This is a genomic window from Brevundimonas vesicularis NBRC 12165 (assembly GCF_001592205.1).
In the GTDB taxonomy this organism is placed as follows: domain Bacteria; phylum Pseudomonadota; class Alphaproteobacteria; order Caulobacterales; family Caulobacteraceae; genus Brevundimonas; species Brevundimonas vesicularis.
Genome location: NZ_BCWM01000009.1, coordinates 108,803 through 131,450, shown reverse-complemented (window position 1 = coordinate 131,450; position 22,648 = coordinate 108,803). Strand labels below are relative to the sequence as shown.

Annotated in this window: 22 protein-coding genes; 12 read left to right on the top strand and 10 right to left on the bottom strand. The window is 67.2% G+C overall.

The window, feature by feature from the left end; genetic code table 11:
* Positions 1–11 precede the first annotated feature (11 nt).
* Genes BVE01S_RS08995 through BVE01S_RS08985 form a run of 3 tightly spaced genes read right to left on the bottom strand, consistent with a single transcriptional unit; the run spans position 12 to position 4,991 of the window.
* The gene (locus tag BVE01S_RS08995) at positions 12–791 is read right to left on the bottom strand and encodes a DsbA family protein (protein WP_052689612.1); all 780 of its coding nucleotides are present in this window, start codon (positions 789–791) and stop codon (positions 12–14) included.
* Positions 792–816: 25 nt separating this feature from the next.
* On the bottom strand, positions 817–2,217 hold the full coding sequence (locus tag BVE01S_RS08990) for a M48 family metalloprotease (protein ID WP_039247642.1): 1,401 nt from the start codon (positions 2,215–2,217) through the stop codon (positions 817–819).
* A gap of 59 nt (positions 2,218–2,276) precedes the next feature.
* Positions 2,277–4,991, bottom strand: coding sequence for an Rne/Rng family ribonuclease (locus BVE01S_RS08985; RefSeq protein WP_066626666.1), 2,715 nt, complete (start codon positions 4,989–4,991; stop codon positions 2,277–2,279).
* Between the two features lie 508 nt (positions 4,992–5,499).
* Between BVE01S_RS08985 and BVE01S_RS08980 the strand changes: the two genes are divergently transcribed.
* Both BVE01S_RS08980 and BVE01S_RS08975 read left to right on the top strand, forming a co-directional pair.
* Entirely contained in the window at positions 5,500–6,675 is a 1,176-nt protein-coding gene (locus BVE01S_RS08980; protein ID WP_205678504.1) for an N-acetylmuramoyl-L-alanine amidase family protein, read from the top strand.
* A gap of 39 nt (positions 6,676–6,714) precedes the next feature.
* Positions 6,715–7,392, top strand: a complete 678-nt coding sequence (locus tag BVE01S_RS08975; RefSeq protein ID WP_066626664.1) for an SDR family oxidoreductase — start codon at positions 6,715–6,717, stop codon at positions 7,390–7,392.
* 4 nt (positions 7,393–7,396) lie between these two features.
* Here the strand turns inward: BVE01S_RS08975 and BVE01S_RS08970 are convergent, their stop codons facing one another.
* Positions 7,397–8,065 carry a J domain-containing protein gene (locus tag BVE01S_RS08970; protein WP_017506027.1) on the bottom strand — a complete coding sequence of 223 codons (669 nt, stop codon included), beginning with the start codon at positions 8,063–8,065 and terminating at the stop codon, positions 7,397–7,399.
* A gap of 45 nt (positions 8,066–8,110) precedes the next feature.
* On the opposite strand from BVE01S_RS08970, the gene BVE01S_RS08965 reads away from it, so the two are divergent.
* From BVE01S_RS08965 to BVE01S_RS08935, 7 genes are all read left to right on the top strand, one after another.
* Positions 8,111–8,407 (top strand): BolA family protein, encoded by a 297-nt coding sequence (locus tag BVE01S_RS08965; protein WP_055804669.1) that lies wholly within the window; start codon positions 8,111–8,113, stop codon positions 8,405–8,407.
* Between the two features lie 80 nt (positions 8,408–8,487).
* Positions 8,488–10,305, top strand: a complete 1,818-nt coding sequence (locus tag BVE01S_RS08960) for a response regulator (RefSeq protein WP_066626662.1) — start codon at positions 8,488–8,490, stop codon at positions 10,303–10,305.
* Between the two features lie 124 nt (positions 10,306–10,429).
* Positions 10,430–10,924, top strand: a complete 495-nt coding sequence (locus BVE01S_RS08955) for an RcnB family protein (RefSeq protein ID WP_066626738.1) — start codon at positions 10,430–10,432, stop codon at positions 10,922–10,924.
* Positions 10,925–11,022: 98 nt separating this feature from the next.
* A complete protein-coding gene (locus tag BVE01S_RS08950; RefSeq protein WP_066626660.1) occupies positions 11,023–12,711 on the top strand; it encodes a cisplatin damage response ATP-dependent DNA ligase in 1,689 nt (562 codons plus the stop codon).
* Positions 12,712–12,763: 52 nt separating this feature from the next.
* Positions 12,764–13,717 (top strand): mechanosensitive ion channel family protein, encoded by a 954-nt coding sequence (locus BVE01S_RS08945; RefSeq protein ID WP_066626658.1) that lies wholly within the window; start codon positions 12,764–12,766, stop codon positions 13,715–13,717.
* The gene (locus tag BVE01S_RS08940) at positions 13,717–14,733 is read left to right on the top strand and encodes a threonine aldolase family protein (RefSeq protein ID WP_066626650.1); all 1,017 of its coding nucleotides are present in this window, start codon (positions 13,717–13,719) and stop codon (positions 14,731–14,733) included. The genes BVE01S_RS08945 and BVE01S_RS08940 overlap by 1 nt, the downstream gene beginning before the upstream one ends.
* A gap of 110 nt (positions 14,734–14,843) precedes the next feature.
* Complete coding sequence (locus BVE01S_RS08935; protein ID WP_066626642.1) at positions 14,844–16,694, top strand: ABCB family ABC transporter ATP-binding protein/permease; 1,851 nt, start codon at positions 14,844–14,846, stop codon at positions 16,692–16,694.
* Here the strand turns inward: BVE01S_RS08935 and BVE01S_RS08930 are convergent.
* From BVE01S_RS08930 to BVE01S_RS08905, 6 genes are all read right to left on the bottom strand, one after another.
* Complete coding sequence (locus BVE01S_RS08930; protein ID WP_066626640.1) at positions 16,679–17,158, bottom strand: chemotaxis protein CheE; 480 nt, start codon at positions 17,156–17,158, stop codon at positions 16,679–16,681. The two genes, BVE01S_RS08935 and BVE01S_RS08930, sit on opposite strands and share 16 nt — an antisense overlap.
* Positions 17,155–17,706, bottom strand: coding sequence for a response regulator (locus BVE01S_RS08925; protein WP_039247653.1), 552 nt, complete (start codon positions 17,704–17,706; stop codon positions 17,155–17,157). The genes BVE01S_RS08930 and BVE01S_RS08925 overlap by 4 nt, the downstream gene beginning before the upstream one ends.
* Positions 17,707–17,841: 135 nt before the next feature.
* Positions 17,842–18,789: an acetyl-CoA carboxylase carboxyltransferase subunit alpha gene (locus BVE01S_RS08920; protein WP_066626734.1), complete on the bottom strand. Its 948-nt coding sequence runs from the start codon at positions 18,787–18,789 to the stop codon at positions 17,842–17,844.
* An 89-nt stretch (positions 18,790–18,878) separates the two neighbouring features.
* Positions 18,879–19,073 carry a type II toxin-antitoxin system HicA family toxin gene (locus BVE01S_RS08915; RefSeq protein ID WP_066551252.1) on the bottom strand — a complete coding sequence of 65 codons (195 nt, stop codon included), beginning with the start codon at positions 19,071–19,073 and terminating at the stop codon, positions 18,879–18,881.
* Positions 19,074–19,155: 82 nt separating this feature from the next.
* The gene (locus BVE01S_RS08910) at positions 19,156–19,380 is read right to left on the bottom strand and encodes a DUF1902 domain-containing protein (protein ID WP_066551253.1); all 225 of its coding nucleotides are present in this window, start codon (positions 19,378–19,380) and stop codon (positions 19,156–19,158) included.
* A gap of 17 nt (positions 19,381–19,397) precedes the next feature.
* Positions 19,398–20,318: a site-specific tyrosine recombinase XerD gene (locus BVE01S_RS08905; protein WP_066626638.1), complete on the bottom strand. Its 921-nt coding sequence runs from the start codon at positions 20,316–20,318 to the stop codon at positions 19,398–19,400.
* Between the two features lie 125 nt (positions 20,319–20,443).
* Between BVE01S_RS08905 and BVE01S_RS08900 the strand changes: the two genes are divergently transcribed.
* From BVE01S_RS08900 to BVE01S_RS08890, 3 genes are read left to right on the top strand one after another with little or no spacing between them, the layout of a single operon-like run.
* Positions 20,444–21,010, top strand: coding sequence for a shikimate kinase (locus BVE01S_RS08900; protein WP_066626636.1), 567 nt, complete (start codon positions 20,444–20,446; stop codon positions 21,008–21,010).
* Positions 21,007–22,113 (top strand): 3-dehydroquinate synthase, encoded by a 1,107-nt coding sequence (gene aroB / locus BVE01S_RS08895; RefSeq protein WP_066626631.1) that lies wholly within the window; start codon positions 21,007–21,009, stop codon positions 22,111–22,113. The genes BVE01S_RS08900 and aroB overlap by 4 nt, the downstream gene beginning before the upstream one ends.
* A complete protein-coding gene (locus BVE01S_RS08890; protein WP_306301764.1) occupies positions 22,113–22,643 on the top strand; it encodes a GNAT family N-acetyltransferase in 531 nt (176 codons plus the stop codon). Before aroB ends, BVE01S_RS08890 begins: the two co-directional genes overlap by 1 nt.
* Positions 22,644–22,648 lie beyond the last annotated feature (5 nt).

The following is a 22,648-nucleotide window of genomic DNA, read 5'->3' as shown; positions in this document are numbered from 1 at the left end:
CCGCAGATTGATCAGCGCTTCGCTGCTTCGATCAGTTTGCCGATCTCGGCCGGGTCGATGCCGGGGCTGGCCTTGCCGTTGACGAAGAAGGTCGGCGTGCCGCGCAGACGCAGGGCGGCGGCGGTGGTGTGGATGTCGGCGATGTGGCGGGTGGTGTCAGGCGCGGCGATCGCGGCCTTGGCGCGGGCCATGTCCACGCCATGCGCGGCCAGGATGGCGTCGATCGCTTCGATCGACAGCGCCCGCTCGGTCATCAGGGCGTCATAGACCTCCAGATACTTGCCCTGCTGGTGCGCGGCCAGGGCGGCGCGGGCGGCGTATTGCGAGGTGATGTCGTCGCCGCGGTCCAGGATGGGCCAGTCCTTGAAGACGAAGCGGACTTCCGGATGGGCGGCCATCAGGGCGCGATAGTCGTGGGCCACGGCCTTGCAGCCGGGGCAGCGGAAGTCAAAGAATTCGATCACCGTGACCTTGGCGTTCGCCGGACCGAAGGCCGGATCGCGGGCGTCGGGCGCCAGGAGGCCGGCGTTGGCGGCGGCGGCCTGGTTCGTCTCTTCGACGGCGGCCTCGGCGTCCTTGGTCTGGAGCGCCATCTGCGCCTCCTGCAAGACCTCAGGATGCTCCAGCAGATAGGCGCGGACGTTCGATCCGCCGGTCAGATAGGGCGCCGCCGAAAAGCCCAGCGCGATGACCGACAGGCCCAGGGCCAGATAGCCGGCGCGGCCGCCGCTGAGCCATCCTGGCTTGGCGGTCTTGGGTTCGGGCGCAGGCGTGGGGGCGTCGTCGGTCATTCAGGCTCGCAGTCGGCGGTAAGGGTCAGTTGAGGGTGGCGGGCCGGCGCGCGGCGTCGCGGCGGTCCAGGTCGTTGAGATCGTCGGGCGTGGCGCCCGAGGCCAGGACGATATCGACGGCGCGGCGCCATTCTATCGAACCGGGATCCAGCATGGAGCGGGCGCGCAGGGCGAATTGGGTGGCCTGTTTCTCGTCTCCGCCGGCGAAATAGTATTCGGCCGAGGCCAGGCGCGCTTCGCCCTCCTTGCCCTGAGAGGCGTAGGCCTGGGCCAACAGTCGCCAAGCCATGGTGTTGTCCTTCTCGGCGACGACGGCGTGTTTCAGCTGGTCGATGGCCTCGTCCAGATTGGCCTTGTCGTTGGTCTCGATCAGGGCGTGGGCCAGGTTGACGCGTAGCAGGGGGGCGTCGGGCTTCAGGCGGACCGCCTCGCGGTGGGCGGCGACGGCCTCGGCCGGGCGACCTTCCTCGAACAGGATCTGGCCCTTCAGTTCCTGGAAATAGGGGTTGTTCACGTCGCCGGCGATCAGCGCGTCCACCGCCGTCAGCGCCTTGTCCGTCTGGCCGTCGCGATACCAGGCGATGGCCCGCGCATAGCGGCCGGGCAGGGAGGTGTCGGTCGATGGATAGTCGCGCAGGGTGGCGTTCGGCGCATCCATGAAGGCGTGGATCTTGGCCAGGATCAGCGCGTGCTGCGCCATACGTTCGGGACTGTCGCGATGGTCGTAGTGCGGCTGTTCCTGCACATAGCGACGCAGGCTCTCGATGCGGTTCGACGACAGGGGGTGGCTGCGGAAATAGGGATAGCGGCGGGCGTCGGAGAAGACCTCCTGCGAGCGGAAGTTCTCGAAGAAGGACACCAGTCCGGCGCCGGATTCACCGGCCGCCTCCAGCGCCCGCGCGCCCGAGATGTCGGCCTCGCCTTCCTGGCTCTGCATGTAATGCAGCGCGCCAAGAGCGCCGAAATACTGGCTGGAGCCGAGCAGGGCCACGCCTGCGTCCGGCGCGCCGGCGGCGATCGCCAGGGCGCCGAGCGCCATGGTCATGAACATCGGCTGTTTGCCGGCGTTCTCGGCCCCGTCTCGCAGGGTGTGGCGGTTTTTGATGTGGCCCGCCTCGTGCGCCATCACCCCCAGCAGTTCGCCGGGCGTCTTGGTGCGCAGGATCAGGCCGGTGTTGACGCCCATGATCCGCCCGCGTGTCGCAAAGGCGTTCAGGTCGTTGTCGTTGACCAGCAGGACTTCGATGTCGTTCGGGTTCAGCCCCATGGCCACGAAGACCGGGTCGGCCCATTCGCGCACGATGCCCTCGACCTCGGTGTCGCGGATCAGGCTTTGCGCGGAGGCCTGGCCGGCGACGGAAACAGCCATCAAGGCCGTCGCCGCCGCCGCCAGGACGCGGGATGCAGATCGAGGAAGCCATCTCATGGCTCTACTCCAACAACGACCGGCCCCCGCCTGTATCCAGACAGTCTAATCGTGACCGATCAGCGGCGCCACCACCCGCGCTTGGGCTTTTCGGGCGGTGCGACGATCTGGTTCGGGTCTTCGGCGATGATGGCCTGAACGTCGATCTCCGGCGTGGGGGCGACGAAGGGCTCGGCCAGGACGGCCTCGGTCACTGGAACCGCCGTCGGCGCGGCGACCGGGGCGACCTCGGCCGGTTCGGCGGCCAGCGCCTCATGCGGGGTCACGTCCAGCTCCACCGGCGCGCCTTGGACCGTGGCCTCGTTCGGCTCGATGGCGGTGTCGGGATGCGGTTCGGTCGCGATCTCGACGTTGGCGCTGGCCGACTTGCGGCGCACGCGGCGACGCTGAGGCTCGGGCGCGATGGCCGGGGCAGACGTTTCGACGGCCTCGGTCGGCTCGACCATGACGGCCATCGGGGTCTCGGGCGAGCCGTCGGGCGGCATGCCTTCGTTAGTGGCGCGGTTTTCGACCTTGATCTCGTGGCTGACGGGACCGTCGCCACGACCGCGACCGCGACGGCGACGACGGCGCGAACGGCCGCCTTCGTCGCCGGAGCCTTCGCCAGCCCCGTTATTGGCGACGACATCCAGGCCTTCGATCTCGGACTGAGCGACAGCGGGACGTTCAGCCCGCTCCGGGCGCTCGCCGCGTTCCGGACGACCTTCCGAACGGCCGGGGTTCAGCGGGTCGAACCAGACATAGGGGTCGTCCAGCGACGGCGTGCGGCCGCGGACCCAGGTGTAGACGTCGCGCTCGCCATCCTCGCGGACGCGGCGACCGCCACGGCGGCCACGGCGACGGCGGCGGCCGTTTTCGTCTTCCTCATCGTCCGAGGCGTCGTCGGCGCTGACCGTATCGACGGCCTCGACGTCGGAGGTTTCCTCGTCGCGACGACCGCCGCGACGGCGACGGTTGCGCCCACGACCGCGATCGCGACCGCCTTCATGACGTTCCGAACGTTCGCGCGGTTCGTCGTCGTCGCTGTCTTCGCGGTCCAGGGATTCGACGGTGTCGTCATCGTCGTCGGCGATGATCTCCTCGTCGTCCTCCTCATCCTCGTCTTCGTACAGCGAGGCGTCGAAGTCGTCGTCGAGATTGGGCATCTCGATCTCGGGCGCGACGAAGTCCTCATTGGTCTCGGTGCGCTCGATATTGTGTTCGCCCTGACCCAGGCTGTCGTCGATCTGGACGATGACGTTCAGGCCGCGACGTTCAAGCAGCGACTGCAGATAGGCGCGCTTGTGGTTCAGGATGTACAGGCCGACGGCGGTGCAGACCTTCAGCACCACGACGCCCGCGCCGTTCTTGCCGGCCTCGATGTCGACCGCGCGCAGGGTCATCAGGGCGGCGGATTCGGCCGAGCGGATGCGGCCCGTGCCCTGGCAGTGCGGGCAGGCTTCGGTCGCACCCTCGATCACGCCCAGGCGGCGACGCTGCCGGCTGATTTCCATCAGGCCGAAGGGCGAGATGCGGCCCATCTGGATGCGGGCGCGGTCGGAGGACAGGGCCTCCTTCAGCACGCGCTCGACGGCGCGGTTGTTCTTGCCCTCATCCATGTCGATGAAGTCGATGACGACCAGGCCGGCGAGGTCGCGCAGGCGCAGTTGGCGGGCGGCTTCCTCGGCCGCTTCCATATTGGTCTTGAACGCCGTCTGTTCGACGTTGCGTTCCTTGGTGGCGCGGCCCGAGTTGACGTCAATGGCCACCAGGGCCTCGGTCTGGTTGATCACCAGATAGCCGCCGGACTTCAGCGGCACGACCGGCTGATGGATCTGCGTCAGCAGTTCCTCGATGCCGTTGGCCGCGAACAGGGGCCGCGAGCCGCGATACAGGTGAACCTTCTTGGCCTGCGCCGGCATCAGCACGCGCATGAAGTCGCGCGCTTCCTTGAAGCCCTCGACGCCCTCGACCTGGATGCCGTCGAAATCCTTGTCGAACATGTCGCGCACGGCGCGGCGGACCAGGTTCTCTTCCTCGTAGATCACCGAGGGGGCGTGAGAGGCGAGGGTGGTCTCGCGGATCGTTTCCCACAGGCGCAGCAGATATTGATAGTCGCGCTTGATCTCGGCCTTGGTGCGCTTGGCGCCCGCCGTGCGGATGATCAGGCCCATGCCCTTGGGCACTTCCAGGGCCGAGACGGCGCTCTTCAGGCGACGACGGTCAGAGGTGTTCGTGATCTTGCGCGAAATGCCGCCGCCCTTGCCGGTGTTGGGCATCAGCACGCAGTAGCGGCCGGCCAGCGACAGCCAGGTGGTCAGGGCTGCGCCCTTGGCGCCGCGCTCGTCCTTGACGACCTGGACCAGCAGGATCTGGCGGCGCTTGATGACGTCCTGAATCTTGTAGCGACGCATAAGGCGGCGCTTCAGCCGCTCTTCGTCGGCCAGCGCCGATTCGGGATCGATGTCGTCGCCGGTCGATTCGCGGTCGAGATCGTCCTCGTCCTCATCATCGTGCGCCTCGGCCATGATGGCTTCGCGGTCGGCGACGGGGATCTGGTAGTAGTCGGGGTGGATTTCGTTGAAGGCGAGGAAGCCGTGGCGATTGCCGCCGTATTCAATGAAGGCGGCCTGCAGGCTGGGCTCTACGCGGGTGACCTTGGCGAGGTAGATGTTGCCGCGAAGCTGGCGCTTCGCACGGGATTCGAAATCGAATTCCTCAATCTTGCGCCCGTCCACGATGGCGACCCGGGTCTCCTCGGGATGCGCCGCATCGATCAGCATTGTCTTTGACATGGAAAGTCTCTCTCTGGCGCGCGCAGGCCGACCGTCCCGGATCTCCGGACAGGGTCATGGCGGCTCGCCGAATGAAGGTGAGGGCCGGCGCGCGCGACATCCCCTCGCCGAGAACGGCGAAGAAGGCTTGATCAAGCCGTTGGGGAACGCAGGCGGAAAGGCCCATTAAGTCGTCGGTCCTGAACCGGGCGCGCCAATCCCTTGGGAAGGCCGCGTCCCTGGTCCGCTCTTCGAACCATCGGCCAGGCCGGGGCGGTTCTAGGATTGGTGAAAGTCAACGCCGCGAGGAGGGCGCGCCAAGATTCGCAGAGGCGAAATCGGCGCGATCGGTTCGCGAGCGGTCACAGCATAGTCATGCAACGGGAGAATTAAAAGGCGCTCGCCTTAACCCCCTGAATACGAGCCTCTGTCATGATGGGGTTCAAGTAGGCTTAAACCGGGTTCGCCGACGCAGATGAGCGGTCGCGTTTTGACAGGTCTGATGCGCTGGGGCGCGAAGGAGTGGGCGATGACCGCCCTGGCCTTCGTGGTCATCTGCATGGGCGGTCTGTCCGCAACGCGCGGTTTCGCCTGGGGCGCGCAGGGCGATGTGTTGGCGGTGCGCTTCGGCGCCGATGGCGATCGGACACGCGTCGTCATCGATCTGGACAAGACGGCGCAAGGACGCGTCATCGACGCGGGCGGCGAAGGCCGGGTGGTGCTGGCCCTCAGCGGTGTTGCGCCAGGGCGTGGTCTAAACGGTGGCGGTTCGGGCCTAGTGCGCTCTTATGAAGTTACGTCGTCCGGCGGTTCCTCGCGAGTTCAGCTAGAACTGGCGCGCGGCAGCGAGATCGAACGGCGCTTCCTGCTGCCGCCCGGCGACGGGGTCAGCCATTATCGTTATGTCGTGGACCTGAAGGCGACGGGAGCCGCCGCGCGCGCCTCGACCACGCCGGCGCCGCGCGCCAGCGCGCCGCCGCGCCGCGCTGAACGCCCCCTGATTGTCATCGACGCCGGCCATGGCGGCAATGATCCGGGCGCCAGCGGCGCAAGCGCCCAGGAAAAGCAGGTTACGTTGGCCGCCGCCCTGGCTTTGAAGGCCGAGCTTGAGAAGAACGGCCGCTATCGCGTGCGCCTGACGCGGACCGACGACCGCTATGTCGACCTTTATCGCCGTGTCTCCATCGCGCGTCAGGCCGACGCCGATCTGTTCATTTCCTTGCATGCCGACGCCGGCGCCGATCCGGCGCTGCGCGGGGCCAGCGTCTATACCTTGTCGGAGCAGGGCGCCGGCCGCGCCGTGCGCGAGTTCACACGCGGCGACAACTGGCATCGCGAGCTGCATCTGCCGGGCCGTGATCCGTCGGTGGATCGCATCCTGCTCGACATGACCCAGCGCGCGACCCAGAACCGCTCGGCCCAGTTCGCGCGCGTCTTGCTGACCCATCTGGAGGGCTCGGACCATCCTCTCTTGCGCCGCAGCCATCGCGATGCGGGTCTGGCTGTCCTCCTGGCGCCCGACGTGCCGGCCGTGCTGCTGGAAATGGGCTTCATCACCAATCCCGAGGACGAGCGGCTTTTGACCGACGAGCGCGCGCGCCGTCGCCTGATGAAGTCGGTGGCGGACGGGATCGATCGCTATTTCCGCGAGCCGTCGAGCCCGATGATGGCTGCCGCGAACAGCCAGGCGGCCGGTCAGCCCTGATCCGGCGCAACCAAGCCGGCTGTCGCCGGTTTCCCGACCATGAAAAAAGCGATTGTCACGGGCGGATCAGGCCTGATCGGAACGGGCGTCTGTAGGGCCTTGCTGGCCAACGGATGGGAAGTCGCCTCCTTCGACCTGAAGCCGGGAGAGGGCGAAGCGCGTCACATCGACTGCGATTTGGGTGATGAGGACTCGGTCAATCAGGCGTTCGAGACGTTGGGCTGGTCGTCGCTGGACCTGCTGGTCAACAACGGCGGCATCGCCGATCCGGTGAACGGCCCGCTGGCTGAGCTGTCGCTGGCGGACTGGCGCAACACCATCGACAGCCATCTGACCGGCGCTTTTCTGATGAGCCGCGGGGCCATTCCGCTGCTGAACGAGGGCGGCGCCATCGTGAACATGATCTCGACGCGCGCCTTCATGTCCGAGCCGCACACCGAGGCCTATGCGGCGTCCAAGGGCGCGCTGTTCGCCCTGACCCACGCCCTGGCGATCAGCGAAGGGCCTCGGATTCGCGTGAACGCCATTGCGCCCGGCTGGATTTCGGATGGCGAGGATCTGCGTTCTGTCGACCACGAACAGCACCCGGTCGGCCGCGTCGGCCGCGCCGAGGATATCGCCGGTGCTGTGCTCTATCTCGCCGAAGCGAGTTTCGTGACGGGCCAGGTGCTGACCGTGGACGGCGGCATGACACGCAACATGATCTACGCCGACTAGGCCGTCAGGCCAGACCGGCCTTTTTCAGCGTCTTCCACGCCTTGATCACGCGTTGCAGCTTGGCCTCGGCGCTGCGGTCGCCGCTGTTGGTGTCGGGGTGAAACCGCTTCAGCAGCTCGTGATACTGAGCCTTGATCTTCGCCTTGTCGGCGCCCGGATCCAGATCGAGGTCGGCCAAGGCGGCGCGTTCCAGCTTGCCGATGCGGCGGTCCTCGGTCGCGGACTGCGGCGCCTGATCGCCCTTGCGACCGAAAAGGCCGAAGCTGTCGCGCCATGAGCCGGCGCCAGTGGTGTTCGAGGTGCCCATCTTGGCGGCGAAGGCGGCGGCCTCGCGTGTGAACTTGCCGGCCTGCATCTCCCAGGTCGGGCGCCCGCCGGTCATGGCCTCGTTTTCCTGGGCGGCGCGGATCTGGCCTTCGCTCATGCCGGCGTAGAAGTTCCAGCCCTTGTTGTACTCGCCGGCGTGCGGCTGGCAGAACTCGTAGAAGTCGTTCAGCCGTTCGCGCGACTTGGGCGCCTTGGCCGCAGCAGCCCGGCGACAGTCGGGCCACTGGCAAGGCTTTTCGCCCGGCTTCAGGTGAAGCACGTCGGCTTTCGCCGCCTCTTCCTCTGGCTTGGGCGGCTTCACCCGAATGTCGGTGAAGCGCGGCTTATATTGAAAGGAGGCGGACATCAGCCGAAGTGTAAGCGCGATTGGGACAGCATCAAGGAATCGATCATGTCTGAAGGCCCGGTGGCGACGATTATTCGTGCAAAACTGACGGCAGGGCTGTCGCCCTTGCGCCTGGAGGTCGAAGACGACAGCTGGCGCCACGCCGGACATCATCATGAAGGCGGAATGGACGCCAAGCCTGGCGGAGAAAGCCACTTCAATCTGGTGATCGTGTCCGCTGCTTTCCAGGGGCAATCGCGGCTGGCGCGACAGCGCGCGGTCAACGCCCTGCTGAAGGACGAGATGGCCGGACCGGTCCACGCTCTTTCGATCAAGGCGCTGACCCCGGAGGAGGCGAGTTGAGCGAGAGAACTGCGTTCACATCGTCTTAGAACCTTCGTCTTAGCGTCATTCGACCAAACAGAACGTGGGGATCTGGGCTTATGGTGGAATCCGATGGCGTCGCGAGGGCGCTCGAAGGCGATCAACGCGCCGGCGACGCAGCCCAGGCCCTGACGGCCATTCTGCAGACCCAGTATCTTCGCTACATGATCATCACGTCCTGGGCCGTGGGACTGCTGGGCACGGTGGGCCTATGGCCGGCGCTCCTTTGGTTCGGCGGCACCCTGGCGGCTGGGTCGCTGCGGGGACTGGTCGAACATCGTCTGAGCCATCGCGTCGGCACCAACTGGGGCGTGATCTTTCCGATCGTGGCTACGGTGACGACCGGCGCCTGGGCCATTGCGCCTCTGATGGCGTGGTTCTCGCCCGCCGAATTCGGACGGCCCCTGGCGATCGCCCTGCTAATTTCCGGCTATGTGCTGGTCTTCGCTCAGCTTCGCAGCTCGCCGCGTCAGGCCCTGATCATCTCCTCGCCCTATGGCGCAGCCGCCACCATCATTCTGTTCAGTCTGTGGGGCACAACCGAGTTTTGGTCGATGCTGGCGGTCCTGCCGTTCACAGCAGCGGGTCTGTTCGTGCTGGTGACCATGACCCTGCTGCGCGAAGACCGCATCCGGGCCTTCCAGTCGCACCAGGCGCATCTGATCGAGGAGCTGGAAGCGGCCCGCGACAAGGCCAACGCCGCCAATGACGCCAAGTCGAACTTCCTGGGCGTGATCTCGCACGAACTGCGCACTCCCATGAACGGCGTGCTGGGCGCGGCCCAACTGCTCAGCGCGACACGACTGGAGACGACGCAGCGCGAATATCTGTCGATCATCCGCAACTCCGGCGACAATCTGTTGTCGCTGCTGAACGACATCCTCGACATGACCAAGATCGAGGCCGGCAAGATGAACTTCGAGGTCGTCGATGTCGCCGTCGACGGTCTGAACAAGCGCATCACCGGCCCCTTCGAGGCCCAGGCCGAAGCCAAGGGCTTGACGTTCGTCACGACCGTGGAAGGCGACATCCCGACGGTGGTGCGCGGCGATCCGCTGCGCGTCTGCCAGGTGGTGCAGAACCTGTTGTCCAATGCGGTCAAGTTCACCGAAGCCGGCGAGATCCACTATCTCGTGCGCGGACACCGCGTGTCGGATCAGCGCGTGCGGTTTGAATTCGTGGTCCAGGACAGCGGCGCAGGGATTGCGGCGGCCGATCTGGAGCGGCTGTTCATGCCCTTCACCCAGGTCGACACCTCGTCGACGCGGCGCTTTGGCGGGACGGGTCTGGGCCTGACCATTGCGCGACGCATGGCCAACATCATGGGCGGCGACATCACCGTGACGTCCAAGCTCGCCGAGGGCTCGTGCTTCACCTTGGAAATCGAGGCCGAGGTCGTGGAATGGGCCAAGCCCGTCGCGGCGGCCGAGGTTCATGCCGAGATCGAGGGCGGCGAATCGCTGCGCGTCCTGGTGGTCGAGGATCACCCGGTGAACCGCATGATCCTGGAGGCCTGGATGAGCTCGGCCAGCCACGTCACTTCGACGGCCGAGAACGGCCAGGTCGCGGTCGATATCGCCAAGGACCAGCCGTTCGACCTGATCATCATGGATGTGAACATGCCGGTGATGGACGGACTGACCGCGACACGCATGATCCGCGAAGGCGGCCAGAACGCCGGCACCCCCATTGTGGTCCTGTCCGCCTCGGCGCGTCATGAGGATCATGAGGCCGGGCTTCAGGCCGGCGCCGACGCCTATTTGAACAAGCCGATCGATTTCGGCGCCCTGGCCGCCCTGATGGGTCGCGTCAGCGGCGGTCGCGACGCGGTCGCGCAGATGGCGCTTCCGTCGTCAGAGGCCTCCGTCGCCGCCTGATTGCGGCGATCCTGTGTTCCCGACATGAACCTCGGCCGATGACGCCGGTTCAGGTGCGCCTCAGTCGCCGTGCTCCATAACTGCATCCAAGCCGATGGTCTTCGGCGCAGATGGAGACACGATCATGAAAAAGATCCTGACCACCGCAATCGCTTCGGTCATGGCCGCCGGCGCGCTGGGCGCTGCTGGCGCAGCGTCGGCCCAGCCCATGCCGCCCCACGGTCTGCATGGTCCTGCCGCACGCCACGGTCCGGGTCCTGACCACTACGATCGTCGGGACTATCGCCAGGATCGCCGCGACTACCGCCGCGAGCTTCGTGAGGATCGTCGCGACTATCGCGAGCAGCGACGCGCCTATGAGCGCTGGCAGCGTGCGGAACGTCGTTACAACGCCCCGCGCTATGTCCCGCCGCGCGGCTATGCGGTTCGGACCTGGAGCTATGGTCAGCGGATGCCGTCCTACTACCGGACCAACGCCTATGTGGTGAACGACTACAACCGCTATGGTCTGCGTGCGCCGCCCCGTGGCTACCAATACGTCCGCAGCGGTAATGACGTGGTGCTCGCCGCCGTCGCGGGCGGCCTGATCACCGCCGTGATCGCCGGACTGTTCAACTGATCTGCTGAGGATGTGAGATGCGCTCCGGAGGGAAACCTCCGGGGCGTTTTTCGTTCTGAAGAGGACGGCGACGCTTCCGGCGCCCAAGATGGATGACGATGCGCGCCTTCGCCGAGCTACTGGACCGCCTGTCCCTGACGGCTTCGCGCAATGCGAAGCTGGTGCTGGTGCGCGACTATCTGAGAGCGACGCCCGATCCGGACCGGGGATGGGCGCTGGCGGCCCTGACCGGGGACCTGACGTTCGACGCGGCCAAGCCGGCCATGATCCGAAAGGCGGTCGAGGGGCGGGTCGACAGCGTGCTGTTCGGCTGGTCCTACGACTATGTGGGGGATCTGGCGGAGACGGTGGCCCTGATCTGGCCCGTGACCCCGGACCATCGGCCAAACCGCGAGCCCGAATTGGCCGAGGTCGTCGAGGCGCTGAGGACCGCGACGCGGACGGAGGTGCGCGGTCTTCTGGAAGGCTGGCTCGATGCGCTGGAGCCGAAAGGGCGCTGGGCGCTGCTGAAGCTGATGACCGGGGCCTTGCGCGTGGGGCTGTCGGCGCGGCTGGCCAAGACGGCGGCGGCCATGATGCGCCCGGACGCGGTGATGGCGCCGCCTTCGCCGGAGGGCGACGAGGCGCAGATGACGCTGGAGGCGTTGGACGCCTCGGCCATCGAGGAGGTCTGGCACGCGGTCGAGCCGCCCTACGCAGACCTGTTCGCCTGGCTGGAGGGCAGGGCGGAGCGGCCCAGCCCGGCCGCGCCCGGCCGGTTCCGGCCCGTCATGCTGGCGGTCGCCATCGATGAAGCGGTCGATCTGCCCAAATTGTCGCCGGTTGACTATGCGGCCGAATGGAAGTGGGACGGCATTCGGGTTCAGGCGGTGCTGGAGGGCGAGGTCCGCAAGCTCTATTCGCGCACCGGCGACGAGATTTCGGCCGCCTTTCCCGACGTGATGGAGGCACTGGCGTTCGAAGGCGCGATCGATGGCGAGCTGATCGTCTGGCGCGACGGGGCGGTCGCGCCGTTCGGGGACCTTCAGCAGCGGCTGAATCGCAAGTCGGTGGACGCCAAGGCGATGCAGGCCTTTCCGGCTGCGGTCGTCGCCTATGACCTGCTGGCCCAGGACGGCGAGGATCTGCGCAGCCTGCCGCTGCGCGAGCGTCGGGCGCGCCTGGAGGCCCTGGTCAATGGTCATACCGGCGAGCGACTGCATCTGTCGCCAGTGGTCGATTATGCCGATTGGGATCAGTTGGCGCGGTTGCGAGCCGATCCGCCGGTTGGGGCGGCGGCCGAGGGGCTGATGCTGAAACGCTGGGACAGCCCCTATCTGGCGGGGCGACCCAAGGGACCGTGGTTCAAGTGGAAGCGCGACCCGCACGTCATCGACGCCGTCCTGATGTACGCCCAGCGCGGGCACGGCAAGCGCTCCAGCTTCTATTCCGACTACACCTTCGGCGTCTGGACGCCGGAAGGCGCGCTGACGCCGGTGGGCAAGGCCTATTTCGGCTTCACCGACGAGGAGTTGAAACAGCTCGACAAGTTCGTGCGCGATCACACCATCGACCGGTTCGGGCCGGTGCGGTCGGTGCGGGCCGAGCGGGACTTCGGCCTGGTGCTGGAGATCGCCTTCGAGGGACTGAATCGCTCGACCCGGCACAAGTCGGGCGTGGCCATGCGCTTCCCGCGCGTCAGCCGCATTCGCTGGGACAAGCCGGCGCGAGAGGCCAACACCATCGACGACGTAATGGACCTGCTGGACGCGATCGAAAGCGGCGGCGGGCGGATCGCAAAGGCCTGAAATCGGGCTTTCGGGGGTTCCAATCGTCGCGTCAGGCGTTAGACCCGACCTCATGTCTCTGCCTATTTCCAACGAAGTCGCCGACGCGGTGGCCGCGGGCCGTAAGGCCGTTTCGATCGATGCCGCCGTGATCGCCAAGCTGACCGACATGGCAGGTGATTTCGCGATCAACCTGACGATCGCCATCCTGATCTTCGTCCTCACCGTCTTTGCGGCGAAATGGGCGGCGCGCGGGGCGCGCAATACGCTGTCGAGGGTCAAGGGATTCCGCCACGATCCGACGGTCCTGAGCTTCGCGGTCCAGGTCGTGCGGGTGGTGGTCTTCATCATCGGCATGATCGCCGTGCTCCAGCGCCTGGGCGTTCAGACGACCTCGATCATCGCCGTGCTGGGCGCGGCGTCCTTGGCAGTAGGTCTGGCGTTGCAGGGCACGTTGTCGAACGTGGCGTCGGGAATCATGCTGCTGGTGCTGCGGCCCTACCGCGTCGGCGACGTCGTCGATGTCGGTGGGATGAGCGGCACGGTGCAGCGACTGGACCTGTTCACGACCCAACTTTCCAACGCCAATAACCACAAGATCGTCATTCCGAACTCCAAGGTCCTGAGCGACCCGCTGACCAATCTGACCGGCCAGCAGACGCGCCGGATCGAGATCAACTTCACGGTCGGCTACGGCGACGATCTGAACCAGGCGCGTTGCGTGCTGGCGGATATGGCCGCCGCACACGACAAGGTGCTGCACGATCCCCATCCCTGGACCGGCGTGACGGGCCTACTGGACAGCTCGGTGCAGGTGACTCTGCACGCCTGGGTCAAGGTCGGCGACTGGTGGCAGACCCAGGCCGATCTGATGCAGGGCGGCAAGGAGGCGCTGGACGCCGCCGGGATCGAGATTCCGTTCCCGCATCAGGTCGCCGTGCCCTATGGCGATGAGGATGTGGTCCCGGTCGTGCGCGTCCGCACGGTCGATGACGATACTGCCGATTTAAAGGCGACGAACCGTTGATGCGTTACGATTTCGGCTCCGACAACACCGCCGGCATGGCGCTGAGCGCCATCGAAGGCCTAGTGCGCGCCAACAAGGGGTTCGCCCGCGCCTATGGCGCAGACGAGGTCACCGCCCGCGCCGCCGACCAGATTCGCCAGCGTCTGGATGCGGACGCCGAGGTGCGTTTTGTATTCAGTGGGACGGCGGCCAACGCCATCGCCCTGTCGATGCTGGCCCAACCCTATGAGGCGGTGCTGGCGCACCATGCGGCGCACATCTGCACCGACGAGACGGGGGCGCCGGGCTTCTTCGGTCACGGCGTCGGCCTGATCGGGCTGCCGGGATTCTCGGGCAAGATCGATCCATTGGCCCTGCAGGCGCAACTGGGCGAACCCGAAGTCGGGCATCGTCAGCCGCCCGCCGCCCTGTCGCTGACCCAGGCCACGGAATATGGCTCGGTTTATACTGAGGAAGAACTGCGCCACCTGATCGAACCGGCCAAGGCGCTCGGCTATGGCGTTCACATGGACGGAGCGCGCCTGACCAATGCGGTCGCCGCCGGTTTCGATTTGAAGGACATTCCGCGCCTGGGCGTGGACGTGCTGGTGTTCGGCGGGGCCAAGGCTGGCGCCAACTGCGCCGAGGCGATCGTGCTGTTCGACAAGAACCTGGCGCGGCGACTGGACAATCGGCTCAAGCAGGCGGGCCAGACGTCATCCAAGACCCGGCTGCTGTCGGGTCCGATGCTGGGCTTGCTGGAAAGCGGCGATTGGGAATCGGGCGGCGCCCACGCCAATCTCATGGCGCAGCGCCTGGCGGCGGGAATTGCGGGCCGGTCGCCCTTCGTCCTGGCCCATCCGGTGGAGGCGAACGCCGTCTTCGTGCGGATGCCGCCAGAGGCGCATGCCCGCCTGAACGAAATGGGCTGGGCCTGCTACGCCTTCGATGACGGCTCGGTGCGCTTCGTCTGTTCGTGGGCGACGCAGGAAGCGGCTGTGGACGAGTTGATCGAGGCGGTCGCCGGTCTGGGCTGAGCGACTAATCCCCGTTCGCGCGCCAGCGTGGCCTTTCCCCGGTCGCATTGGCTTTCCATATGCGGATCATGGCGATACGAGGCGAACGCTCCGGCGGCAGGCGTGACCCGATGGTCAAGGCGCAGCAAGCGGGGAGCCCACAGGACAAGACGGACGGACCCCCGACGCTGACGGCGTTGGCGGACCTTGCGCGGCTGGTGGCCCGATCGGGCGCGCCGCACCTGAAACTGCGGCTGATCTCGGCCATCCTTCTGACGCTGGCGGGCAAGGGGCTGGGCGTCATGGCGCCGCTGGTGCTGGGCGCGGCGGTCAACCGTCTGGCGGCGGGGCAGGGTGCGGCGACCGCCGTCGGCCTGGGCTTTGCGGCCTTCGCCATCGGCTGGACCGTCGTGCGGTTCCTTTCGGCGGCCTCGCCCCTGATCTCCGACGTGGTGTTCGCGCCGGTGCGCGCCGCCGCCCAGCGCGCGACGGCGGCCGAGGCGTTCGCTCATGCGCTGAGCCTGTCGCTGGACTTCCACCAGACCAAACGCTCGGGCGCCCTGTCGCGGACCATGGACCGGGGATCGCGCGCGGTCGACTTTCTGCTGCGCATCCTGGCCTTCAATCTGGTTCCGACCGGGGTGGAGCTGGTGCTGGCGGCCGGGGTGCTGGGCGCCAAATACGACTGGCGCTTCGCCGCCGTCGCGGTGCTCGTGGTCGTCATCTACACCGCCGCCACCTTCGCCATGTCCAACTGGCGGCTGGAGCATCGCCGGATCATGAATGCGGCCGATTCCGAGGCCGCTGGCGTCTCGGTTGACGCCCTGCTGAACTATGAGACGGTCAAGTCGTTCGGCGCCGAGACGCGCGCGGCTCAGACCTATGACCGGGCGCTGGGCGACTATGCCGAGGCGTCGCTGAAGGCCAACAGTTCGCTGAACATGCTGAACGGGATGCAGGCCCTGGTGATGAACCTGGGGCTGGGCGTCATGGCGGTGATGGCCGGGTTCGAGGCGGCGGCCGGGCGGATGGGACCGGGCGACGTGACGGCGGCGGTGCTGATCATGATCTCGCTGTATGCGCCGCTGAACATCCTAGGCTTCGCCTATCGGGAAATCCGTCAGTCCTTCATCGACATGGAGGAGATGCTGAAGGTGACGCGACAGACGCCGCAGGTCGCCGATGCGCCGAACGCCGTCGCCCTGCCGCGGCCGGTCGATGCGCGCGGCGCGTCGGTCGCGTTCGAGGCCGTCGGCTTCCGCCACGACGCGCGGGCCAATGGGCTGGAGGAAGTCAGCTTCTACGCTGCGCCTGGCACCACGACGGCGCTGGTCGGGCCCTCGGGCGCGGGCAAGTCCACCATTGTCAAACTGGCGCTGCGTCTGCTCGATCCGCAGGAAGGGCGCGTGCTGATCGACGGCCATGACGCGCGTGAGGTGACCCAGGCCTCGCTGCGATCAGCGGTGGCGCTGGTGCCTCAGGATGTGGCGCTGTTCAACGACACCCTGGCCGCCAACATCGCCTTCGCCCGGCCCGAGGCGGATGAGGCGCAGGTGTGGGCGGCTGCGGAGGCGGCGGAACTGGCCGACTTCATTTGCGGCTTGCCGGACGGGATGCAGACCAAGGTCGGCGAACGGGGTCTGAAGCTGTCGGGCGGCGAACGCCAGCGGGTGGGCATCGCCCGAGCCCTGTTGGCCGACCCGTGCATCCTGATCCTGGACGAGGCCACCAGCGCCCTGGACAGCCGGACCGAGGCGGCGATCCAGAAGACCCTGCGCAAGGCCAGGAACGGCCGCACGACCCTGGTTGTCGCACACCGGCTGTCGACCGTGGCGGACGCGGACCAGATTCTGGTGCTGAAGGCCGGGCGGATCGTCGAACGCGGCGGGCACCACGAACTGGTGGCTCGACAAGGCGGGGAATATGCGGCGCTGTGGCGCAAACAGACGCGCGGCGGCAAGACGCCTCAGATGGCTGACTGATCGGCGGCCGGCAGCTTCTTTCGTAGAACCTCATGCAGGTTCGTCAGGATGGCGGTCCTCGCGGCCTGCTCTTGCGGCGGCAGCGCCAGCAACAGCTTCATCGCCTGGGCATGGACCGTGGCGATGCGCCAGTCGAAACCGCCCTGACGCGGCGCGGCGTCCAGCAGGTCGCATAGGCCCTTGGCCGCCGTGCACAGGTCGTCCATCTCGAACGGGCTGGCCGCATCGATGATCTGGCTTGAGGCGGAATAGGCCAGATCCAGCCGCATGGGCTCGATCAGGTTCGGATCGGGCTTGGCCAGCAGGGCCGCGATATTGTCGCCGATGATGGCGCGGGCCTGATCCTGAAGTCCGTCCAGATTGGCGCGGGCCTGGGCCAGGGCGACCCCGACGCTGACACCGCCGGGGCGATCCAGCATCTCTGCCAGGCGAGACTTGCGCTGAGTGTGGGTGATGACGGTCATAGGGCCAGACTCTCCATCCCCTTCGCCTTGCGAATCATGTCGGCGCGGCGTTCCACGCCTTCATAGCCGGTGTGTCGGAACCGGCGATCCGGGCCCAGATAGTCGCCGACCTCCAGGAAGGGCCGGCTGTCGCGCGCCACCCACAGGATGCGCTCCAGCAGAAGCGCCGGGCTGAAGGGCTTGGTGACGACGAAGTTGGCGCCGCAGTCCCGCGCCTCGGCGACGCGCCCGCGACGAATGTGGCTGGCGGTCATGATGACGGGGGTGAAGGCGTTGGGATTGGGGCCGGAGCGGCGCAGCCAGCGCACCAGTTCGAACCCGTCGATGTCGGGCATGTCGGTGTCGACGACCAGCAGATCGACGGGTTTGTCGGTCAGCAGCTTCTTGGCTTCCATGCCCGTGCCGCACGCATAGGTCGGGCGGATGCCGAAACCGGTCAGGGCGTTGGACGTCAGGGTCAGCGAAAACGGCGAATCGTCGACGATCATCGTGATCGCGCCGGCCAGGTTGAAGACGGCGCTTTCACGCAGGGACTCGCCGCCGCTCATGGCGCAAAGGCCCCAGTCTGTCGCGCCGCTGAACTCATGGCCGGTCGCAAACCCCGATGCCCCTGAACGAAGCGCCGAGCTTGGCAGACGAGGGTGGATGCTGCGTTAACGCTGGTCGGCTAAAGCGGCCAGGCGTCAGAGGGCGCCGATGGCGTAAAAGCGATCCGCGCGGCGCTTCTTGATCTGCTGGGGCGTCAGGCCGTCGAAGCCCTTCAGCTCTTCGGCCAGCACGTCGCCTACATTGGCCATGGCCGCGTCGCGATCGGTATGGGCGCCGCCGACAGGCTCTTCGATCAGGCGATCAACGATCTTCAGCTGCATCAGGTCCGGGCCGGTGATCTTCATCGCCATGGCCGCATCCTTGGCCCGCGCGCCGTCGCGCCACAGGATGCCGGCGGCGCCCTCGGGCGAGATGACCGAATAGATCGAGTGTTCCAGCATCAGCACGCGGCTGGCCGCCGCGATGGCGATGGCGCCGCCCGAGCCGCCTTCGCCAGTGATGGTGGCGATGGAGGGCACGCGCAGGGTCAGGCAACGCTCGGTCGAGCGGGCGATGGCCTCGGCCTGGCCGCGCTCCTCGGCGCCCAGGCCCGGATAGGCGCCGGCGGTGTCGATGAAGCTGAGGACCGGCAGGCCGAACTGTTCGGCCATGTCCATCAGGCGCACCGCCTTGCGATAGCCCTCGGGCCGGGCCATGCCGAAGTTGTGGGTGATGCGGGTCGCGGTGTCGTGGCCCTTTTCGTGGCCCATGATGACGACGGGTCGGCCGCGGAACCGGGCCAGACCGCCCAGGATGGCTTGGTCGTCGCCGAACTGACGGTCGCCGTGCATTTCGTTCCAGTCGGTGAACAGGCTCTGGACGTAATCGATGAAGTGCGGGCGCTGCGGATGGCGCGCGACCTGGGTCTTCATCCAGGGGTCGAGGCCGGCGTAAGTCTTCTTGCGCAGCTGCTCGGCCTTTTTGCGCAGGCCCTCGATCTCATGGTCGATGTCGCCCGAGGTGTCGGCCAGCAGCGACAGCTCGTCGATCTTGGCTTCCAGATCGGCGATCGGCTTTTCGAAGTCGAGATAGTGCGTGGCCATCAAGGCGTCCGGGAACTGCAAACGGGCAAAGCGCCCTTGGGGAAGGCGCGCGAACCTAGAGAGGTCAACGCCGCCGGGCAAGCGGGGGTTCAGAACGCTTTGGGCAAACCGGCCTGTTTGAGGACGGTGTTGGCGGTGTGGCGGCTCTTCGAGCGCGGCACGATGACGGCGTGCGGCTGGTTCGGGTGTCGCCATTTTTCGTGACTGCCCTTGGCGTTGACGACACGACGCCAGCCGGCGGCGGAGAGGAGGGCGGTCAGTTCGGGGTAGAAGTCCTTGGGCATTTTGTGTCTGCGACCTCAGTGGCTAGGTCTTATCAGACCACCATTTGGCCTACAGCGCGGGGCGGTTCGAATAGCCAAGTATCTATGCCGCGATGACGTCAAACCCGCCCACTGCTTCAAAGCGAACGGGAACTTCGCCGTGGATTCCGAGATTTTCCGCCAGAAGCTCAGGCGCGAAATGGCGCGCGAGGTTCTCGAACTCTCCGAGCGTCGCCGTTTCCAGCACCAACCCAACAATGTTCGACTCGCTGCACCAGACCCCTGCCTCGGGATCCCAGATCGCCTTGACGTAGAACTCTTCAGCCATGGCCGGAATATGCGCTGTCAGTCGTCGCGCGCCAAGGGGTGGTTTTGTTGGACGACCTGGGCCAGGCGATCGGTGGCGACGTGGGTGTAGATCTGGGTCGTGGCGATATCGACGTGGCCTAGCAGGGTCTGGACGACGCGCAGGTCGGCGCCGCCTTCCAGCAGATGGGTGGCGAAGGCGTGGCGCAGGACGTGGGGGCTGACGCGGGCCGTGTCGATGCCGGCCGTGATCGCGGCCTCGTCCAGCAGTTGGGCGAAACGGCGCGGGGTCAGGTGGCCGGTGCGGCCGGAAGAGGGGAACAGCCAGGGACTTTCGAGCGCCTCAGGCTTTCGCCCATCTTTGCCCTTGAGCTTCGCGTCGCGCGCGACGAGCCATGCCTTGATCGCTTCGCGGGCGGCGGCGTTGAGGGGCGCGAGCCGTTCCTTGCCGCCCTTGCCGCGCACGATCAGATAGGCGGGGTCGCGCCGAACGGCCTCGACTTTGAGCCCCAACAGTTCGGACACCCGCAGGCCGGAGGCGTAGGCCATCTCGACCAGAGCGACCAGGCGCAGGCCCGCCGCCGCGTCGCGTGCGGTCGAGGCGGCCAGCAGGGCGTCGATCTCGGCGCGGCTCAACACCTTGGGCAGGGACCGGCCCTGTTTGGGGGCGTCGAGGCGGCGCGAAGGGTCGCCGGTGCGCCACCCCTCGGCCAGGGCGAAGCGGTAGAACTGGCGCGTGGACGAGCGGCGACGGGCTGCGGTGGCCGCCGACAGGCCGCGCCGCGACAGGTCCGCGAACCAGGCCTCGACCGCTTCGGCGTCGGCCTTCATCAATCCGCCGGCGTCCGACAACGCCATCTCCGCGTCCGCCAGATCGCGGCCATAGGCGGACAGCGTATGGGGCGAGGCGTCGCGTTCGACCGCCATCATCTCCAGAAAGGCCTCGATCTGGGGCGTCATGCGGCGATCCGCAGCCTGAACGACTGGCGCAAGGTCAGGCTTGGTGTAGAGGTTTTCTGGATCATGCCTGCCCGCGCCGCCGCCTTCGCCTTCCTCTCGACCGACCGTTCCGCCGGAGCCGCCGGATGAGGCGGCGCGCGAATCCGGGTCCGACCCGCACCATAGCCCTGGTCGGCCTGATGGGGGTGGGCAAATCGTCGGTCGGGCGTCGGCTGGCCAATCGGCTGCGGCTGCCGTTTGCGGATGGGGATGTGGAGATCGAATCGGCGGCCGGGATGACGGTGTCCGAAATCTTCGCCGCCCTGGGCGAGGCCGAGTTCCGCGCGGGCGAGGCGCGGGTGATCCGCCGCCTGTTGGAGGGCCCGCCCATCGTGCTGGCGACCGGCGGCGGGGCGATGATGAACCCGGAGACGCGGGCGCTGTTGAAGGCCAAGGCCGACACCGTCTGGCTGAGGGCCGATCTGGCGGTCATCGCGGAGCGGGTGGCGCGGCGCGACACGCGGCCCCTGCTGCGCGGCAAGGATCCGCTGGAGGTGCTGACCGGCCTGGCCGAAGCCCGCTATCCCATTTACGGCGAAGCCGATGTGACTGTGGACGTCGGGCAGGGCTCGCACGGCCAGGCCGTGGACGCCATTCACAAGAATCTGCGCCGACACTGGCGCCAGAGACGACGCACGGAGACCCCGCAATGACGATCATTCCGGTCAGCGGCGGGGCCTTTGCAGCCTATGACGTCGTGGTGGGACGCGGGTTGCTGGCGCAGGCCGGCGCACACATCGCGCCGCTGGCCAAGGGGCGGACGGTCATCGTCACTGACGAGACGGTTGCGGGCATCCACGCCCAGGCCCTGACCGCGTCGCTGACGGCGGCGGGCGTGACCAGCGAGATCGTGGCGGTGCCGGCAGGCGAGGGCTCCAAGTCCTTCGCCGAGCTGGAGCGCGTGCTGGACCGGCTGCTGGAGATCGGGCTGGACCGCAAGGATGTGGTGATCGCCTTGGGCGGCGGGGTCGTCGGCGATCTGGCCGGCCTGGCGGCGGCCCTGTTCATGCGCGGCATCGATTTCGTGCAGATTCCGACGACTTTGCTGGCCCAGGTCGACTCGTCCGTCGGCGGCAAGACGGCCATCGACACGCCGCGCGGAAAGAACTTGGTCGGCGCCTTTCATCAGCCGCGTCTGGTGCTGGCGGATATCGACGTGCTGGCCACGCTGCCGGAACGCCAGGTAAGGTCCGGCTGGGCCGAGGTGCTGAAGCACGGGCTGATCTGCGACGCGGCCTTCATCGACTGGCTGGCAGGCGAGGGGGCTGCGGGCGCCAGGGGCGATCCGGCGGCGCTGGAACGGGCGGTGATCCGCTCGGTGGAGATCAAGAGCGCGGTGGTCGGCGAGGACGAGAAGGAGGCGGGGCGACGCGCCCTGCTGAACCTGGGTCACACCTTCGGCCATGCGATCGAGACCGAGGTCGGCTTCGACGAAGGCGCGCTGGCGCACGGCGAGGCGGTGGCGCTCGGCTGCTGCATGGCCTTCCGCTATTCGGCGGGTGAGGACCTGTGTTCGGCGGACGACGTGGCGCGGGTCGAGACGGTGGTCGCGGCGGCTAGACTGCCGACGCGGCTGGATCAGGCGGGATCATTTGCAGCCGATCGTCTGCTGGCCTTGATGGCGGGAGACAAGAAGGCCGAGGGCGGGGCGCTGACCCTGATCCTGGCGCGCGGCATCGGCCAGGCCTTCGTCGCCAAGGGCGTGGATGCGGCCAAGGTGCGGGCCTTCCTGATCGAGGAAGGCGCGACCGCGTGATGCGAATCGGCATGGGGCCGCTGGAGGATCGGTTCGTGCGGCTGGAGCCGTTCGAGGACGGGTTGAAAGCCGAGGTCCGCGCGGCTCTGGATTGCGATCCCGACGCCTGGGAGATCATGGTGGCGCCCGCCTATGGCGATCATTTCGAGGCGTGGTGGAAGGCTGCGCTGGCGGCGATGCAGGCGCAGACGCGGATCGCCTATGCGGTGCGGCGGCCCTCGGACGGGGCGGTGGTCGGGACGACGAGCCTGTATGAGATCAACCCCGCCTATCGCCGCTGCGAGATCGGCTCGACCTTCTATCGGCCCGAGGCCCGGGGCGGGGCGATCAACCCGGCCTGCAAACGGCTGTTGATGGGGCATGCCTTCGACGCGGGCGCGGTGCGGGTCGAGATCATCACTGACGCCGTCAACGCCCAGAGCCAGGCCGCGATCCTGAAGCTGGGCGCCAAGGCCGAGGGCGTGCTGAGGAAGCACAAAATCAACCTGGACCGGCCGGGCGCGCGACACCGCCATGTTCGCCGTCATTGACGACG